The following is a 16,127-nucleotide window of genomic DNA, read 5'->3' as shown; positions in this document are numbered from 1 at the left end:
CGTAAGGCAGAGGTGTCCTCCGCCCGGATCGATCTGTGATGCTGTTTCTGCTGGTTTGAATAGTGAACCAGCGGATGCAAAAAAATATTGCAACCTGAAACACGCTGCGTCAAGCTTTGCGGATGTCGACTATCGCCAAAGCTCTTGGACTTTTGGACCTGTTTTCGGATGGCCAGCCCCGGTTGGGCCTGTCTGATGTGCAGCGCCTGACGGGGCGGGACAAGGCAACGGTGCACCGCCATCTGGTTGCGCTGGAGCAGATGGGATTTCTTGAGCAGGACGCAGATACCCGGGCTTATCGCCTTGGTCCGGCCCTGACCCGACTGGCAGGCATGCGCGCGCGCACCGTGCCCGAGGTCGAAATGGTGCGCACGGTCATCGACGCGCTCAGCCGCGCGGCCAATGAGCTGGTCCATATCAGCCGGTTGCAGGGCTTTGATCTGGTCGATGTCTACCACGCCGAACATCACGATCATCCCGTGCGCGTCAGCTTTGACGCCTATGGGCTGCCGCCGCTGTTTGCTACGTCCTCGGGCAAGGCTTACCTCGCCTATTCCCCTGGCGGTCTTGTCGATCTGGCGCTGGCCGATCCGCGCACGTGGTTGCCCGGTGCGGGTGCGCCCGACAAGACTGACCTGCTGGCCGAATTACAATCTATTGCCCGGCGCGGATATGCCCGCAACCGCGATGCGTTGCGGCTCGGCGTGTCCTCGGTCGCGATCCCGGTCTTTGATGCGGCGAGCCGTGCGGTCGCCACCTGTTCCATCGCCTATCCCACCGTACGGGGCGGAGCGGAGGCCGAGGCCCGCCTTGCCGCACTGCTGATGGCGCAGGGGCGCGACATCACGGAGGCGATGGGCGGCGCCGTGCCCCCCGATGTGCAGGCCATCTGGACCCCAAGCCGCGAAAGGGCCGCGTCATGAAAGACAGCAATTTCCTGAAAGAGCACAACGCCCGCCAGTTCTGGCACCCGATGACCCACCCGGCCGACAGCAATGCCAACCCGCCCACCATCCTGACCGGGGGGGAGGGTGTCTATATCACGGACGTGGACGGGCACCGCAGCATCGATGCTGTGGGCGGCTTGTGGAACGTGAACCTCGGCTATTCCTGCGCCCCGGTCAAAGCGGCCATTGCCGCGCAACTGGACGCGCTGCCCTATTATTCGACCTTTCGTGGAACCTCGAACGACAAGGCGATTGAGCTCGCCTATTTGCTGGCCGATTTCTTTGAGCCGGACGGGATGACGCGCAGCTTTTTCACCTCTGGCGGGTCCGACAGCATCGAGGTCGCGCTGAAATTCGCCCGCCAGTATCACCGCATCCGGGGCGAGGGGACGCGGACCAAGTTCATCAGTCTGGAAAAGGGCTATCACGGCACGCATTTTGGCGCCGCCTCGATCAACGGCAATGCCAAGTTCCGTAACGCCTACGAGCCGCTGCTGGCGGGCTGTTTCCACATCCCCGGTCCCTATCTCTATCGCAACCCGTTCGGGGTCGAGAGCGCGGCCGAGCTGGCCAAACTCTCTGCCGCCATGCTCGAACGCGAGATCGCATTTCAAGGGGCCAACACGGTTGCCGCCTTCATCATGGAGCCTGTGCTGGGCGCAGGCGGGGTGATCCCGCCGCATCCCACATTCATGCAGATGGTGCGCGACATTTGCGACAAACATGGTGTGCTGCTGATCACGGACGAGGTCATCACCGCCTTTGGTCGTACAGGCTCACCCACCGGGTCGCGCCATTGGGGGGTGCAGCCCGATTTGATGTGTACGGCCAAGGCGATCACCAATGGCTATTTCCCCTTTGGCGCGGTGATGATCGCCGATCACATCGCCTCTGTGTTCGAAGAGGATCGCACCGGGATGGGTTCGGTCGATATGGGTTATACCTATTCCGGGCACCCGGTCGGGGCCGCGGCGGCGGTTGCCACCATGACCGAAACCACGCGCATCCGCCCTTGGGAAAACGCGGGCCCGCGCGGGGCAGAGTTGAAGGCCGGGCTGACAGAGCTTGCCACGCGCTATGACGTGATCGGCGATGTGCGCGGCGAAGGGCTGATGTGTGCCATCGAACTGGTCAGCGACCGCGTGGCCAAGACGCCTGTGGGCAAGGCAGCACCGCTGGCCTTTCAACAGGCCGCATATCAGGACGGCGTGATGGTGCGGGTGTCGGGCAACAACGTGATCCTGTCGCCACCTCTGATCATCGATGCAAGCCATGTGCAAAAGATCCTCGCCGCGACCGAGGCGGGTCTCAAGGCGGTCGCCGCGTCATGAAAAGCCGGGCCTCCGCCACTGCGCTCAAAAGCGCGACGCGGCGGGCCCCGCAGCCTTCAACCACGACGCCGCGCGGATTTGTCAGTATCTGTCCGCCCGCGCAGCGCGTGAATGTCGCGGATGTCACGGACTTTCGCCGCACCCGGGGTGATTTTGTCTTTTCCGTCTTCATGGTCGGGATCGCGCTGTTTTTCCTTGCCTTTTTCTTCACCCAGACCGGGTGGGAGGACCGCAAGCTGCCCGCCAATATGGCGCGGTACTGGATGGATCAATTTGGCGTCTCCTCGCCCGAGGGGCGGCTGGGACGGCTCGGCCGCATCCTGAAACAGGGCTGGGTCGCGCCACTGATCTGTCTTTGCATTCTGGTCCCTGCCGCTCTGTGGAACCTGCGCGGGGCATGGCGGGCACAGGTCTGGCGGGCGCGATTTCGCCAGCCCACAGCCCTGCGCCATGAGTTGACCCAATGGGCGCGGGCACTGGAATATGTGGGCTGGTTTGTCGCCTACACGGCCCTTGTTCCCGTGCTGGGGTATCTGGTGGCGACGCTGATCCTTGGCACCGCTTTGCCCTGGCGGCTGGGCTATCGGGGCGCGCGATGGATGGGCATTTGTCTGGCTGCCAGTTTCACTATTGTCCTGATCTTTCGCACCGGCCTGCAGATCCGCACGCCGGTGAATATCTGGCTGTATGACCAACTGCCGCAGGGCATGGAGACGTTCATGCAGGTGTGGTTCTAGTATGGAGGCACTTTGGACAGGGCTCGACAATCTGGCAAGCTGGCCCGTGCTGGTCGCTATCCTGATCGGGTCGGTTGGGGGGCTCGCCATCGGCGCGGTGCCGGGGATCGGCCCGGCCATTGCCATCGCGATCCTGCTGCCTGCCACCGTGTTCCTCGATGATCTCGTGAGCCTCGTGCTGCTGCTGGGGGTATACGGATCAAGCATGTATGGCGGCGCAATTCCTGCGATCCTGATCAACACGCCCGGCACGCCGGTCAATGCGCTGACCACCTATGACGGTTATGCGATGACCCGCCGGGGCGAGGCCGCGCGGGCGCTGTCGCTGGCCTATGCGGCGTCGTTCTTTGGCGGCTGTTTTTCGATCCTTTTGGGCTTGTCCGCTTTGATGCTGTTTGGCCCTTACCTGCGCGATTTGGGTGCGCTGTTCGGGCAGCGGGATATCTTTATGGCGGCCGCTTTGGGTGCTGTTTTGCTGGTTGCGGCGCATCGCAAGACGATGGGGATTGCGGCACTGCTGTTTGGGCTGGGGTTCCTGATCTCGCTTATCGGGCGGCAGACGACACGGCAGATCGACCGCTATACCTTTGATGTCGAATATCTTTTTCCGGGCTTTAATCTCATTGTGGTGATTGTCGGGATCTTTGCGATTTCTCAGGCTCTGTTCCTGCTGACAGGCAAGGATGCAGACCCGCCCGAGGCGCGCCTCAAGGGGGGATTGCTGCGGGGGTTTGGCGAGTTGGGGCGGTTCAAACCCGTGGCGGCAATCAGCGCAGGGTACGGGACGATCATGGGCATCATCCCCGGCGTGGGCGAGTTCGTGGCGCAGTTTTTCAGCTACTCGACTGCGCGGGCCATATCGCGCGATCCGGGCAAGTTCGGGCGCGGCGCGCCGGATGGGCTGATCGCGTCCGAGGCCTCCAACAACGCGGTGCCTGCGGCGGCCATGGTGCCGCTGCTGGCGCTTGGCGTGCCGGGCGAGGCGCTGACGGCAATGATGATGGTTGTGTTCTTTGATGCGGGGATCAAGCCAGGGCCGGATATTTTCGAGAACAACCCGGACTTCCTGTTTTCGCTGTTCTTTGCGCTGTTGATCATCAACGTGCTGGTGGTGATAACGCTGTTGGTGTCCACCCGCCACATCGCGCGGATCATCTATATCCCCAATCGGTTGCTTGGTGCGTTCATCCTGATCCTTGCCTTTGTGGGCGTGTTTTCGATCCGCAATTCGTTTGCGGATTGCATGTTTGCGGCCGGGTTCGGCTTTCTCGGGTTTGTCCTGCGCCGCCTGGATTGGCCGCTTGTGCCGATCGTTCTGGGTCTCGTTCTGGGCTCGATCATGATCGACAAGCTGACCGCCGGGTCGGGACAGATCAAGACCGTGTTCGATCTGGTCAACAGGCCCGTGTCGGGCACGCTGTTCGTCGTCATCCTTGTCGTGATTTCGGTCACGATCTTCACCAGCCTTCGCACCCGAAGGTTCGAACATTAACCAAAAAGCAAAACAAACTCAGGGAGAGTGAACATGAAAAAGCTTTTGACATCAGCGGCCCTAGCGCTTGCGGCCCTCACAGGGCCTGCGCTGGCTGAATATCCGACGGGGCCTGTGCAGTTCATCGTGCCGTGGCCTCCGGGCGATTTCGAGGACATCCTGACGCGCATGATCGCCGCCGACATGGCCGAGGCGACGGGACAGCCGGCAAGTGTCGTGAACCGTCCCGGCGGCGGGGACGGGCCGTTTCCCGGCGCCTTGGAGGTGCTGAATGCGCCCAATGACGGGTCGGTCATCGGCTCCTTTGTGATTGGTGTGCCGGTGGTTGGCCCCAAGATCGACATCGGCATCGAGGAAGACAGCTTTGTCCCCGTGGGCATCTTTCTGACCTACCCGTTTGTGCTGGCAGCCAGTGGCGATGCGCCTTATTCCAACATGGCGGAACTTGCTGATTACGCGAAAGAAAACGACGTTGTGCTTGGTCATTTCGGGGCCGGTCTGACCCCCACAGCGGTGTCCATGGCGGCGGCCGTAAAGATGGGGTTCGAGTTTGCCGATGACAGCGCATTCGACCTGCTGGACTGCAACACGCTGTCCTCCGGCGATGCCGATGTGATCAACACGACGCTGGCCCTGATCGAGCCTTGTCTGGGCGAGATCAACGTGCTGGGCAATATCGGCGCTGATCCCATCGCCAAGCTGGACGGGGTGCAGACCATTGCCGCGCAGGCGGGGGTCAACGATGTCGAATTGTGGAACGGGCTGTTCGTGACCAAGGGCACGCCGCAAGAGGTGATCGATGCCATCGCGGAGGTTGCCGCCAAGACGATGGCCTCGCCCGAGGCACAGGCGTTGATGGCTGAAACCGGGGCTGCCGTCTACTGGCAGGGTCAGGCCGAGGCCGAGGCGCGGATTGCGGCGGATCGTAAAAAGTCCGCTGAGATCAACGCGATCCTGGGTCGATGATCCCTGTGGGGCGGCCCGCTGGACCGCCCCATGTTTACTCTGAACGAGGTGACCCGTGGCCCGTCTCAAACTCGGCATCCTGCAGGTGAACCACGACCGGTCGGTCGAGGTGGGCGATGCGTTTCCGGATGACGCGCACCGCTTTCGCGATCTGTTTGATGCGCAAGATCAACGGTTTAGCTATCGCGTTTACATGACCATCGGGGGCGAGGTGCCGGCTGACGTACACGAGCAGGACGCCTACCTCATCACCGGCTCACCGCTGAGCGTGCTGGATGATCTGGCCTTTTTGCCTGCGCTTTACGACTTCATCCGGGCCTGCGATGCGGCGCAAAAACCGCTGTTGGGCGCGTGCTTTGGCCATCAGGCGATTGCGGTGGCCTTGGGCGGGCAGGTGGCCCGGCAGGACTGGAATATCGGGATCGACCTTGTCGAGATCACCGGCGCGATGCCTTGGATGGTGCCCGCGCGATCCACGCTGAACCTCTATCAGTTTCACCATGATGGGGTGACGCAATTGCCCGAGGGATGTGTGGTGTATGCCACCTCAAACAAGTGCGGGATCGCTGGATTCACCAAGGGAAATCATATCTTTACCACGCAAGCCCACCCTGAGTTCACCGATGCGTTCATGCGCTGCGTGCTGGATTACACCAAGCCGATCCTGAACCCCGTGCAGATCGCTGAGACCGAAGCGACGTTGGATGCTTCGCAGGACGGGCCGGTATTCGCGCAGTGGGCTACCCGCTTTTTCGGAGGGACACCATGAAGAACCTTGCCGATCACGACAGCTTTGTAGATGGCGTGCCGCATGGCACGTTTGCGCAGATGCGCGCGCAAGCACCGTTGCATTGGACGCCTGATTTCGGCGCGGATCGCGGGTTCTGGTCGCTGACCCGCTACGCCGACATCATGGCCGCGCAAAAGGACCCGCAGACGTTTTCGAGCGCGCAGGGCATCCGGATCGAGGATCAGAGCCGGGCAGAATATCTAGCCCGCCGCACCTTTCAGGAGACCGACCCGCCCGAGCATTCGACAACACGGCGTGTGGTCAATCCGGCCTTTGCCAAGCCGGTGATGGCGGGGTTCGAGCCGATGATCCGTGACCTTGCCCGCGACATCGTTTCCCAGGCGCTGGACCATGCCGAATTCGACGGGGTCGAGCACATCGCCAAACGTCTGCCGATGCTGATGCTGGGTCGCATCCTTGGCGTGCCGGATGCGGACCTCGACTGGCTGGTCGAGCGCGGTGATGCGCTGATCGGCAACACCGATCCGGAGTTCACGACCACCGTCATCGACAAGGTCAACACGGATGATTATGCGATGATGCCCTTTCGCTCTCCGGCGGGCGTAGAGCTATATGATTACGCTGAACAGATTCTTAACGGTACGCGCGAGGTGGACGATGCGGGCATTCTGGCACGTGTTCTCAGGGCTGAGGGCGGGGCCATTCAGGGGCAGGAGTTCAAGAACTTTTTCTGTCTGCTGGTTGCAGCCGGGAACGACACGACGCGCTATTCCATTGCCATGGCGTTGTGGCTGCTGAGCCAGCAAAAGGAGCTGCTGGAGCAACTGCAATCGGGGGCGGTCTGGGACACATGCGCGGATGAGTTTATCCGTCTTGCCTCGCCCACGCTGCACTTTCGCCGCACCGCGACGCGCGATGTGGAGATGCACGGGGAGACGATCAAGGCAGGCGACAAGGTGCTGATGTGGTTTGTCTCGGGCAGCCGGGATGAGGCGGTGTTTGACGCCCCCGACACCGCCAATCTGGCGCGCAGCCCGAACCGGCATCTGGCCTTTGGACAGGGGGGGCCGCATGTCTGTCTGGGCATGTGGCTGGCCAAGCTGGAGTTGAAGGTGGTGCTGCAGGAACTGGTCCCTCGCATCACCGCGCTTGAGGCCACATCCGCCCCCACCTGGACCCGTTCGAATTTCATCTGCGGGGTCAAATCACTGACCCTGCGCCCAACGCTGAAGTGATGTCGATGACCAAACGCACCCGAGTTCTGTTCTGTGATCTTTTGAACCTGCCGCGCGGCAAATACATCCCCGCCGAAGTCGCTGCGGGGGGCAAGATCGGCTTTGCCCGGGGTGTGTTTGGCACCACTTTTGATCGCGATCTGATCCCGGTGCCGGGGGCGGGCGTGTTTGACGGCATCCCGGATATGGAGCTGGTTCTGGATGGCGCCCGCTGCCCGGACTGGCAGGCCGGGACAGAGATTGCACTGGGAACGCTCCACGTGGATGGTGCGCCCTTTGAACTCTGTGCACGCGGGCGCTTGCAGGCAGCGGTCGAGGCGTGGAAGGGTCGTGGCCTCAGCCCGAAAGTGGGTTTGGAACTAGAAGCTTACGTGTTTCAGCAGGATGCAGACGGGGTTTGGGCGCCCTATGACACACCCGGCGCGTTTGTCTATGGAACGGGCTCGCAGAATGATCCGGCAGGGCTGATGAATGCGCTGTGGGACGTGGCGGGCGAGGTAGGGCTGCCAATCGAGTCGATGAACGGTGAATATGACAACGGGCAGTTCGAATTGACGCTGCAATTTGATGATGCGGTGGCGGCTTGCGACAACGCGTTCCTGTTCAAAACGATGGCGCGTGAGGTTGCCGCTGATCTGGGCCTGTTGCTGACCTTTCTGCCCAAGCCGATCCCGGATCGGGGGGGATCGGGGCTGCATATCAACTTCAGCTTTGTGGATGAGAGCGGGGCCAATGTGATTGCGCCGGATGGGGCGCTGTCGGACGTGGCCAAGGGGTGCATTGCGGGGATGCTGCATCACCATGAGGGGCTGGCGGGGCTGCTGGCGAGCACGGTGAACAGCTATGATCGGCTGGGGCCTGCGTCGATGGCCGGGTATTGGGCGAACTGGGCGGAGGATCATCGGTTGGTGACGGTGCGCTCGTCGGTTGCGTCGCCGAGAACAGCGCGGCTCGAGCATCGGATGGCGGATTGTGCGACCAATCCCTACCTCGCGGTGGCGGCGGTGTTGCAGGCGGCGCTGATGGGGGTCGAGCAGGGTTATTCCGTGCCCGAGGCGGAGGATCTGGATGGGCTGGAGAATGTGCGCGCGACGCGGCACGTGCCCTCGGCCCTTGATCGGGCGCTGGACGCTTTGGACAAGGACAAGCCGCTGCGGATGGCGGTGGGGGAGGGGATTTGTGACGCCCTGATCTTCCTCAAGCAGGACGAATGGAAGCGGTTGAAGGACAAATCCGTGGACGAGGTGCGGGATTTTTACCTGCCATTTGTTTAACGCTCGGATTTTTGTTGATTAAGCGTTTGTTTGGAATGGTTTACGCCAGATATGGCGGTGCACAACCCGTACACAGGGCGTGCACAGCCTGTGCACCGCGGATGCACCAACGGCCAAGTGTTAACGCGTCGCGCGCCTCTTTTCGGGTTGCCGCAACGCGGCCTAGCTGGCCGCCAATTCGTTGGCCCAGGGCGGGTTCGCACCGGCGCGTGAAACCGTGACGGCCGCCGCGCGGGCGGCGAGGGTGAGCATGTCGTGCAGCGTCGCCTCGGGCAGGTCCGCGATGGCGGCGGGGTTCAGGGCGTCTGCGGCGCGCAGGGCGGCGAGGCAGCCCGCGTTGAACGTGTCACCGGCCCCGACCGTGTCCACCACCGTCGCTTTTTCTGCTGGCACGTGCAGGTGCCGTCCGCTGGAGAGATAGGCGGTGGCGCCGTCGCCCCCTTCGGTCAGCAGGAACATCTTTGGCCCGCGCGCGAGGATCGCCTGCGCCTTGTCTGCCAGCGAGGCGCTGCCCGGTTCCACCCAGTTCAGATCGTCATCGGACAGCTTGATGATGTCCGCCCGCCCGATCAGCGCGTTGAGCCGGGTGCGGTAGCCGTCGTGATCCGAGACAAAGCTGGGCCGGATGTTGGGATCGGCCATGACGAGACGCCGTTCGGGTTGCGCCAGCGCAAGTGTCAGCAGGCTGTCGGCCACGGGCGGGTTGCACAAGGATATGCCGCCAAAGAACATCGCCTCGGTTTCGGCGGGCACGGGGTCGATGTCGTCGGGCTGGATCGCGCGGGTGGCGGTGCCCTCGTCATAGAAGGTGTAGGTGGCCTGCCCCTCGTCCAGATGCACAAAGGCGAGCGTCGTGTTGCGCGCCGAGCGCACTGTGTAGGCGGTCGACACATTGCTGGCCGTCATGTGATCGGCGATCATCGCGCCAAACGGGTCCGAGGACAGGCCAGTGATCAGGCCGGTAGACACGCCGAGCCGCCCAAGGGCCACAGCCGTGTTCAGAACCGCCCCGCCCACATGCGGGACATAGGCACCATCCGCGTTGGGGATCATGTCAATCAGCGCTTCGCCGCAGCACAGGATCATGTTGGCACCTCCGTCCAGATGATGTCAGCCGGGGCCGACGTGGTTTGTACAGTCGTGATGTTGGGCACGTCGTTTGTGTCGATCCAGGCTTGCGCGCCCGGTTTGCCGTGTTCGACCCAGCGGGCCTTGAGACGTTCGATCAATAGCTCCATCGGCGGGTTGAGCGCAATGGACAGGGCCCAGAGATCGTGCAGCTGGTCCCAAGGCGATTTGTTGAGCAGCAGGTAGTTGCCTTCGACGATCACGGTCTTGCAGGTGGCCGGAACGCGGCCCGCGCCTGCGATGGCAATCTCGCGGCTGCGGTCGAAAATGGGGTAGATGACCGGATCGTGGGATTGCAGGGCCCTGATCATGCGCACAAAACCGTCTGCATCAAAGGTGTTTGGCGCGCCCTTGCGGTTTTGGGTGCCGTCCTGTTGCAACAGCCGGTCGTCGAGGTGAAAGCCGTCCATGGGCACGACAGCCGCCGCTTCGCCCTGTGTCGTCAGGTGCGCGGCCACAGCCTGTGCCACGGTGCTTTTGCCGCTTGCGGGCGGGCCCGCGACGGCCACGAGCCGCCGGTGCGGGGCGGGTGGCTGCGCGAGGATGCGCGCGCAGATCTGGTCGAGCGTCATGTCAGGCCGCCATCTCCGGAACCGCAGCGCCGGTCATATAGGCCACCGCGTCGGACATGGAATGTTCCTTCGGGTCGATCACGCAGAGGCGTCTTCCCAGTCGGTGGACATGGATGCGGTCGGCGATTTCGAACACATGCGGCATGTTGTGGCTGATCAGGATGATCGGGATTCCCCGGCTGCGCACGTCCTGAATAAGCTCGAGCACCTTGCGGCTTTCCTTGACCCCTAGAGCGGCCGTGGGTTCATCCAAAATCACCACCTTGGAGCCAAAGGCCGCCGCGCGCGCCACGGCGACGCCCTGACGTTGTCCGCCAGAGAGGGATTCGACCGCCTGATTGATATTCTGGATCGTGGCGAGGCCCAGTTCGGACAGCTTTTCCCGGGCGAATTTCTCCATCGCCGATTTGTCGAGCTGGCGGAACAGCGTGCCCATGATCCCGGGTTTGCGCAACTCGCGCCCCATGAACATGTTGTCGGCAATCGACAGGGCCGGGGACATGGCCAGTTGCTGATAGACGGTTTCGATGCCCATCTCGCGGGCCTCGATGGGGGAGCGGAATTTGATCTCCTTGCCTTCCAGCCAGACCTGCCCTTCGTCCGGGATGGTGGCGCCGGAGACGGCCTTGATCATCGAGGATTTGCCGGCCCCGTTGTCGCCGATCACGGCGAGGATTTCGCCGGGGTAGAGGTCAAAGTCGGCGTGATCGAGTGCGGTGACCTTGCCATAGCGTTTGACCAGTCCGCGTGCTTTCAAAATCGGTTCCATTATGCTGCAACCTCCCTGATCTCAGCGGCTTTGCCGCGTACCCGACAGGCGATGCGTGCATCGACGAGAGGGCATTGGAGCAGCGCCGCTGCGCAATTGGGTTCAAAAGGCGTGAGGGTCATGCTGCAACCTCCCGGATCCACTGGTCGACCGCGACGGCGGCGATGATGAGCAAACCGATCAGCATGAAGGTCCATTGCGGGTCGGCCCCGGCCATGCGCAGACCCAGTTCGAACACGCCCACGATCAGCGCGCCGAACAACGCCCCCGCGATCGAGCCGCGCCCACCAAACAGCGAGATGCCACCGATCACCACCGCCGTAATCGCCTGAATGTTGCCAATGACCCCGGTGGTGGCCGAGGGCGAGATCGACCCAAACCGTCCGATCATCACCCATGCGGCCAGCGCGCAGATGAACCCGGCGGCCATGTAGACGGACATGTAGGTCTTGTGCACGTTGACGCCAGAAAGTTCTGCCGCCTCCGGATCGTCGCCCACCGCATAGACGTGCCGCCCCCATGCGGTCGAGCGCAAGCTGTAGGCCAGCACCACGAACAGGAGGATCATCAGGATCACGCCGAAGGTAAAAGTCGCCCCGCCGAATTTGATCGGTGTGCCGAGGAATTGCAGGAACGGCGCTTCGGCCTCGATATCCTGGCTGCGGATGGTTTCGTTGTTGGAATAGAGATAGTTCGCCGCCAGCACAATCTGCCACATGCCAAGCGTGACGATGAAGGGCGGCAGTTTCATCCGGCTGACGAGCCAGCCGCTGATCGCGCCGAGCGCCGTGCCCACGGCCATCCCGATGGCGACCGAGATGGCGGGTGGGATGCCGTAGCTGAACGTCGCCTTGCCCATGACAACCGTGCACAGCACGGCGATGGCGCCGACGCTGAGGTCGATGCCTGCGGTCAGGATGATCAGCGTTTGTGCCGCCGCCAAGACACCTACGATCTGCACCTGTTGCAGGATCAGCGTCATGGCGAAGGGGGAGAAAAAGCGTGAGCCGAGCAGGATGCCGAACAGGGCAACCGAAAACACCAGGACGATCAGCGGTACGAGTGACGGGGTCTGGTGCAGGCGGTTCTGCACGCGGCCCACAAGTCCAGTGCGCGTGTCCTCGAACTGCGCGATTGCGTCTGAGGCCGCACTGGCGGCGGCTTCGTGGTTGTCAGATGGTGACATGCGGTGTTCCCCCTCCCAAGGGTTGAAAAGGGGCAGGCGCGTGGCCCGCCCCGATCTATGTGCGTGGTTTCGGTGCTGTATCGGAGCACCGGAAGTGTGACCCCCGGGGCTCCGCCCGTAAATCCCTCAATCGCCCCGTTGGGGCGATTGCCGGACGAAGTCCGGTCAGGGATTTACCCCCAGCACCGATCCGTGCCTTCGGCGACCGAGATGCTCTCGACCCCATCCGCAGGCTTGTCCGTCACCAGTGACACGCCGGTGTCAAAGAACGCCTTGCCTTCGGTGGCTTCGGGCTTGCTGCCGTCCTTGGCCCAGGCGGCAATCGCCTCGATGCCAAGCGATGCCATCAGCAGCGGGTATTGCTGCGAGGTGGCCCCGATCACGCCGTCCGCGACGTTCTGCACGCCGGGGCAGCCGCCATCGACGGACACGATCAGCACGTCATTTTCGCGCCCGATGGCCTTGAGCGCCTCATAGGCCCCCGCAGCGGCAGGTTCGTTGATCGTGTAGACCACGTTGATGAAGGGGTCCTTGGCCAGCAGGTTTTCCATGGCGCGGCGGCCGCCTTCTTCGTTGCCCGACGTGACGTCGTGACCCACGATGCGCGGATCGTCCTCATCCCCCCATTTGTTGGGGTCTTTGATGTCGATGCCGAAGCCCGTCATGAAGCCCTGGTCGCGCAGCACGCCGACGGTGGGCTGGCTGATGGCGAGATCGAGCATGGCGATCTTGGCGTTGGCAGCGTCATCGCCCAGCGTCGCAGCCGCCCATGCGCCGATCAGCTCACCGGCGAGGAAGTTGTCGGTGGCAAAGGTCATGTCTGCCGCGTCAATCGGCTCAAGCGGTGTGTCGAGCGCGATGACCAGAAGGCCTGCGTCGCGCGCCTGTTGGACCACGGGTGTGATCGAAGACGTGTCGGACGCGGTGAGCAGGATGCCCTTGGCGCCATTGGCGATGCAGGTTTCGATCGCCTGGACCTGCGTTTCATGGTCGCCATCGACCTTGCCCGCATAGGAGTTCAGCGTGATGCCCAGCTCTTCGGCCTTGGCGGTCGCACCTTCGCGCATTTTGACAAAGAAGGGGTTGGTGTCCGTTTTGGTGATCAGACAGGCCGAAATGCCGTGGCCGTCCGCAAATGCAGCACCTGCCATCGTTGTCATGGCACAGGCCGTGCCGAGAAGTAATTTCTTCATGGTGTCCTCCCTAGGTTTTGGTCAATCCGGGCGTTCACCCGGCGGTGACTTCCCTTAGGGAAACGCGATTCTGCGATGGTGTCAATTAATAAATCAACTTGATTTATTAATGGCGCTGAGTCTGAATATGGGCCAGGGAGAAGACGGTCATGACACTGGACCACGTGCGCAGCCTGTCCGGCGGGATCAATCAGACGGGCGTGCGCGCCTACAACGAGCGGTTGTTGCTGTCGATCCTGCAGCGCAACGGCGCCTTGCCGGGCAGTGATCTGGCGCGCCGCACCGGCCTGTCGCCGCAAACCGCCTCGGTCATCCTGCGCAAGCTGGATCATGACGGGCTGCTGCTCAAGGGCATGCCGGTCAAGGGCAAGGTCGGCAAACCGTCGGTGCCTTATGCGCTGAACCCGGACGGGGTGTTCTCGCTGGGCCTCAAGGTGGGGCGGCGCAGTGCGGACCTTTTGGTTCTCGATCTGGAAGGCAAGGTCCGCCATCAGCTGCGCGAGACCTATGATTATCCGTTGCCCGACACTGTGTTCGGTTTTCTGCGGGACGGCTATGCCTACCTCATTGACGACATGACCGACACCATGCGTAGCCGTTTGTGCGGGATCGGTGTCGCCGCCCCGTTCGAATTGTGGAACTGGCACGAGCTGATCGGCGCCCCGGCCAAGGATTTCGCCGCGTGGAAGGATGCCGATTTCAAGGCGCAGGCCGAACAGATCACCGGGCTGCCAGTCCATATGGTTAATGACGCGACGGCCGCCTGCCGGGCCGAGCATATCTTTGGCATCGGGCGGGAATATCGCGACTATGTCTATTTCTTTGTTGGTGCGTTCATCGGGGGCGGAATTGTCCTTGATCACGCAGTGTTCGAGGGCAATCAGCGCAATGCCGGTGCCTTTGGACCGCTGCCTGTCGCCGATGTAAATGGGGTCGAGCGGCAGTTGATTGACCTTGCTTCGATCCGCACGCTTGAGGCCCGCCTTTCCAGCGCGGGCGAGGATCCACGCCAGTTGTGGCGCCAGCCACAGGACTGGTCCCATCTGGAGCCTTTTGTTGCGCCCTGGCTGGATCAGGCGGCGCGTGCGTTGGCCACGGCGATGACCGCGTCCTGCGCGGTGATCGATTTCGAGGCGGTGGTGATCGACGGGGCCATGCCTTCGGATGTGCGTGCGCGGTTGAGTGATCTGACGCGCAACTATCTTGCCACCAAGGACATGCGGGGGCTGATCGCACCCGTCACCATCGAGGGCCATATCGGGGCCAATGCGCGCGGCATTGGGGCCGCGGCGGGGCCGATTATCGGCCAGTTGATGCTGGACCGGTCAGCGGCGATGTTTGACCACGGATAAGCGGTTGGATGGCGGGGTGAAACCCCGCCCTACATCATCGCACGACCGCTGGTGCCAGAGCCCGTAAGGCGGAGGTGTCCTCCGCCCAAGTCTTCAGCGGTAGTGCAGCGATTGGCCGTTGGCAAAGAGCTGCACCTTGCCGGGCACGGCGGTGACCTTGACCGTGGTGCCGCGCAGATTCTGGTGGATGCCGGGCATTTTGGCCAGGACCGGATCGGCCCCGCCTTCGGATTTGAAGTAGAGGATCGTGACCTCGCCCAGAGCTTCGGTGAAATCCACCACCCCTTCATAGACCGCGTCATCGCCAGTGGTGACTGTCATGTCCTCGGGGCGCACGCCAACATTGACCTTGAGACCCTTGTCGCTGTGATTGGTTGGCACGTCGGCAGAAATCACATGGCCCTGCGCCATCTTGACCTTGGTCTGCGCGCCGGTTTCGATCACTTCGCCGGGCAGCAGGTTCATCGCCGGAGAGCCGATGAATTGCGCCACGAACTCGTTCTGCGGGCGCTCGTAAAGTTCGAGTGGAGAGCCGACCTGCGCGATGCCCTTGTTGGCCAGCACCACGATGCGGGTGGCCAGAGTCATCGCCTCGACCTGGTCGTGGGTGACGTAGATCATGGTGCTGTCGGGCATGGATTCCTTGAGCTGCGCAATCTCGATCCGTGTGGCGACGCGCAGGGCCGCATCAAGGTTCGAGAGTGGTTCGTCAAAGAGATAGACCTTGGGGTCGCGCACGATGGAGCGCCCAATAGCGACCCGCTGGCGTTGCCCACCCGACAGCGCCTTGGGCAGGCGGTCGAGATAGGGTTCGAGCTGCAGGATCCGCGCGGCCTTGTCGACGGCGGCGTTGATTTCCTCGTTCGACTTTTTGGCCAGCTTCAGCGCGAATGTCATGTTATCGCGCACCGTCATGTGCGGATAAAGCGCGTAGGACTGGAACACCATCGCGATACCGCGCTGGGCGGGGGGCACGTCATTGACGACGGTGCCGTCGATTTCCAGCGTCCCGTCCGAGATCTTTTCCAGCCCCGCAATCATGCGCAAAAGCGTGGACTTGCCGCAGCCCGAGGGGCCGACAAAGACGATCAGCTCGCCTTTTTTGATGTCGAGGTTGATGTCCTTGAGCACGCTGACTGTGCCGCCATAGACTTTGGCCACATCCTTGAGTTTCAAATCTGCCATGGTCGTCCC

General features: G+C 62.5%; 15 protein-coding genes. 9 read left to right on the top strand and 6 right to left on the bottom strand.

Features of this window, described 5'->3' with window-relative positions; translation table 11 throughout:
* Window positions 1-122 precede the first annotated feature (122 nt).
* The 8 genes from Q1A89_RS09695 to Q1A89_RS09660 are packed head-to-tail and all read left to right on the top strand — an operon-like array spanning window position 123 to window position 8,733.
* Window positions 123-923, top strand: a complete 801-nt coding sequence (locus Q1A89_RS09695; RefSeq protein WP_299726904.1) for an IclR family transcriptional regulator — start codon at window positions 123-125, stop codon at window positions 921-923.
* Window positions 920-2,278, top strand: coding sequence for an aminotransferase class III-fold pyridoxal phosphate-dependent enzyme (locus Q1A89_RS09690; RefSeq protein ID WP_299726901.1), 1,359 nt, complete (start codon window positions 920-922; stop codon window positions 2,276-2,278). Before Q1A89_RS09695 ends, Q1A89_RS09690 begins: the two co-directional genes overlap by 4 nt.
* Window positions 2,275-3,015, top strand: a complete 741-nt coding sequence (locus tag Q1A89_RS09685) for a tripartite tricarboxylate transporter TctB family protein (protein ID WP_299726899.1) — start codon at window positions 2,275-2,277, stop codon at window positions 3,013-3,015. Before Q1A89_RS09690 ends, Q1A89_RS09685 begins: the two co-directional genes overlap by 4 nt.
* Before the next feature lies 1 nt (window position 3,016).
* Window positions 3,017-4,507 (top strand): tripartite tricarboxylate transporter permease, encoded by a 1,491-nt coding sequence (locus tag Q1A89_RS09680; RefSeq protein ID WP_299726897.1) that lies wholly within the window; start codon window positions 3,017-3,019, stop codon window positions 4,505-4,507.
* 33 nt (window positions 4,508-4,540) lie between these two features.
* Window positions 4,541-5,473, top strand: a complete 933-nt coding sequence (locus tag Q1A89_RS09675; RefSeq protein ID WP_299726895.1) for a tripartite tricarboxylate transporter substrate-binding protein — start codon at window positions 4,541-4,543, stop codon at window positions 5,471-5,473.
* A gap of 55 nt (window positions 5,474-5,528) precedes the next feature.
* Window positions 5,529-6,242, top strand: coding sequence for a type 1 glutamine amidotransferase (locus Q1A89_RS09670; protein ID WP_299726893.1), 714 nt, complete (start codon window positions 5,529-5,531; stop codon window positions 6,240-6,242).
* Window positions 6,239-7,459: a cytochrome P450 gene (locus Q1A89_RS09665; RefSeq protein ID WP_299726891.1), complete on the top strand. Its 1,221-nt coding sequence runs from the start codon at window positions 6,239-6,241 to the stop codon at window positions 7,457-7,459. Before Q1A89_RS09670 ends, Q1A89_RS09665 begins: the two co-directional genes overlap by 4 nt.
* A 5-nt stretch (window positions 7,460-7,464) precedes the next feature.
* A complete protein-coding gene (locus Q1A89_RS09660; RefSeq protein ID WP_299726889.1) occupies window positions 7,465-8,733 on the top strand; it encodes a glutamine synthetase family protein in 1,269 nt (422 codons plus the stop codon).
* A 162-nt stretch (window positions 8,734-8,895) separates the two neighbouring features.
* On the opposite strand, the gene Q1A89_RS09655 is transcribed toward Q1A89_RS09660, so the two are convergent.
* The 5 genes from Q1A89_RS09655 to Q1A89_RS09635 all read right to left on the bottom strand — a co-directional run bounded on the left by Q1A89_RS09655 (window position 8,896) and on the right by Q1A89_RS09635 (window position 13,581).
* Window positions 8,896-9,819, bottom strand: coding sequence for a carbohydrate kinase (locus Q1A89_RS09655; RefSeq protein WP_299726887.1), 924 nt, complete (start codon window positions 9,817-9,819; stop codon window positions 8,896-8,898).
* Window positions 9,816-10,433 (bottom strand): nucleoside/nucleotide kinase family protein, encoded by a 618-nt coding sequence (locus Q1A89_RS09650; protein ID WP_299726885.1) that lies wholly within the window; start codon window positions 10,431-10,433, stop codon window positions 9,816-9,818. The genes Q1A89_RS09655 and Q1A89_RS09650 overlap by 4 nt, the downstream gene beginning before the upstream one ends.
* Before the next feature lies 1 nt (window position 10,434).
* Window positions 10,435-11,202, bottom strand: a complete 768-nt coding sequence (locus Q1A89_RS09645; protein ID WP_299726883.1) for an ATP-binding cassette domain-containing protein — start codon at window positions 11,200-11,202, stop codon at window positions 10,435-10,437.
* A gap of 118 nt (window positions 11,203-11,320) precedes the next feature.
* A complete protein-coding gene (locus Q1A89_RS09640; protein WP_299726881.1) occupies window positions 11,321-12,388 on the bottom strand; it encodes an ABC transporter permease in 1,068 nt (355 codons plus the stop codon).
* Between the two features lie 173 nt (window positions 12,389-12,561).
* Window positions 12,562-13,581: a sugar ABC transporter substrate-binding protein gene (locus Q1A89_RS09635; protein ID WP_299726878.1), complete on the bottom strand. Its 1,020-nt coding sequence runs from the start codon at window positions 13,579-13,581 to the stop codon at window positions 12,562-12,564.
* A gap of 149 nt (window positions 13,582-13,730) precedes the next feature.
* On the opposite strand from Q1A89_RS09635, the gene Q1A89_RS09630 reads away from it, so the two are divergent.
* Complete coding sequence (locus Q1A89_RS09630) at window positions 13,731-14,933, top strand: ROK family transcriptional regulator (protein ID WP_299726875.1); 1,203 nt, start codon at window positions 13,731-13,733, stop codon at window positions 14,931-14,933.
* A 93-nt stretch (window positions 14,934-15,026) separates the two neighbouring features.
* On the opposite strand, the gene ugpC is transcribed toward Q1A89_RS09630, so the two are convergent.
* The gene (gene ugpC / locus Q1A89_RS09625; RefSeq protein WP_299726872.1) at window positions 15,027-16,118 is read right to left on the bottom strand and encodes a sn-glycerol-3-phosphate ABC transporter ATP-binding protein UgpC; all 1,092 of its coding nucleotides are present in this window, start codon (window positions 16,116-16,118) and stop codon (window positions 15,027-15,029) included.
* Window positions 16,119-16,127: the final 9 nt, after the last annotated feature.

The organism is uncultured Tateyamaria sp., assembly GCF_947503045.1.
Lineage (GTDB): Bacteria > Pseudomonadota > Alphaproteobacteria > Rhodobacterales > Rhodobacteraceae > Tateyamaria.
Note: the sequence above shows the minus strand (reverse complement) of the source record. Positions and strands in the feature narration are given on the sequence as shown.

Bases quoted from the DNA above. Each gene is read 5' to 3' on its own strand.
- Q1A89_RS09630 (WP_299726875.1), top strand. From the start codon at position 13,731: ATGACACTGGACCACGTGCGCAGCCTGTCCGGCGGGATCAATCAGACG.
- Q1A89_RS09665 (WP_299726891.1), top strand. From the start codon at position 6,239: ATGAAGAACCTTGCCGATCACGACAGCTTTGTAGATGGCGTGCCGCAT.
- Q1A89_RS09690 (WP_299726901.1), top strand. From the start codon at position 920: ATGAAAGACAGCAATTTCCTGAAAGAGCACAACGCCCGCCAGTTCTGG.
- Q1A89_RS09645 (WP_299726883.1), bottom strand. From the start codon at position 11,202: ATGGAACCGATTTTGAAAGCACGCGGACTGGTCAAACGCTATGGCAAG.
- Q1A89_RS09640 (WP_299726881.1), bottom strand. From the start codon at position 12,388: ATGTCACCATCTGACAACCACGAAGCCGCCGCCAGTGCGGCCTCAGAC.
- Q1A89_RS09695 (WP_299726904.1), top strand. From the start codon at position 123: ATGTCGACTATCGCCAAAGCTCTTGGACTTTTGGACCTGTTTTCGGAT.
- Q1A89_RS09655 (WP_299726887.1), bottom strand. From the start codon at position 9,819: ATGATCCTGTGCTGCGGCGAAGCGCTGATTGACATGATCCCCAACGCG.
- Q1A89_RS09635 (WP_299726878.1), bottom strand. From the start codon at position 13,581: ATGAAGAAATTACTTCTCGGCACGGCCTGTGCCATGACAACGATGGCA.
- Q1A89_RS09685 (WP_299726899.1), top strand. From the start codon at position 2,275: ATGAAAAGCCGGGCCTCCGCCACTGCGCTCAAAAGCGCGACGCGGCGG.
- Q1A89_RS09660 (WP_299726889.1), top strand. From the start codon at position 7,465: ATGACCAAACGCACCCGAGTTCTGTTCTGTGATCTTTTGAACCTGCCG.
- ugpC (WP_299726872.1), bottom strand. From the start codon at position 16,118: ATGGCAGATTTGAAACTCAAGGATGTGGCCAAAGTCTATGGCGGCACA.
- Q1A89_RS09680 (WP_299726897.1), top strand. From the start codon at position 3,017: ATGGAGGCACTTTGGACAGGGCTCGACAATCTGGCAAGCTGGCCCGTG.
- Q1A89_RS09675 (WP_299726895.1), top strand. From the start codon at position 4,541: ATGAAAAAGCTTTTGACATCAGCGGCCCTAGCGCTTGCGGCCCTCACA.
- Q1A89_RS09650 (WP_299726885.1), bottom strand. From the start codon at position 10,433: ATGACGCTCGACCAGATCTGCGCGCGCATCCTCGCGCAGCCACCCGCC.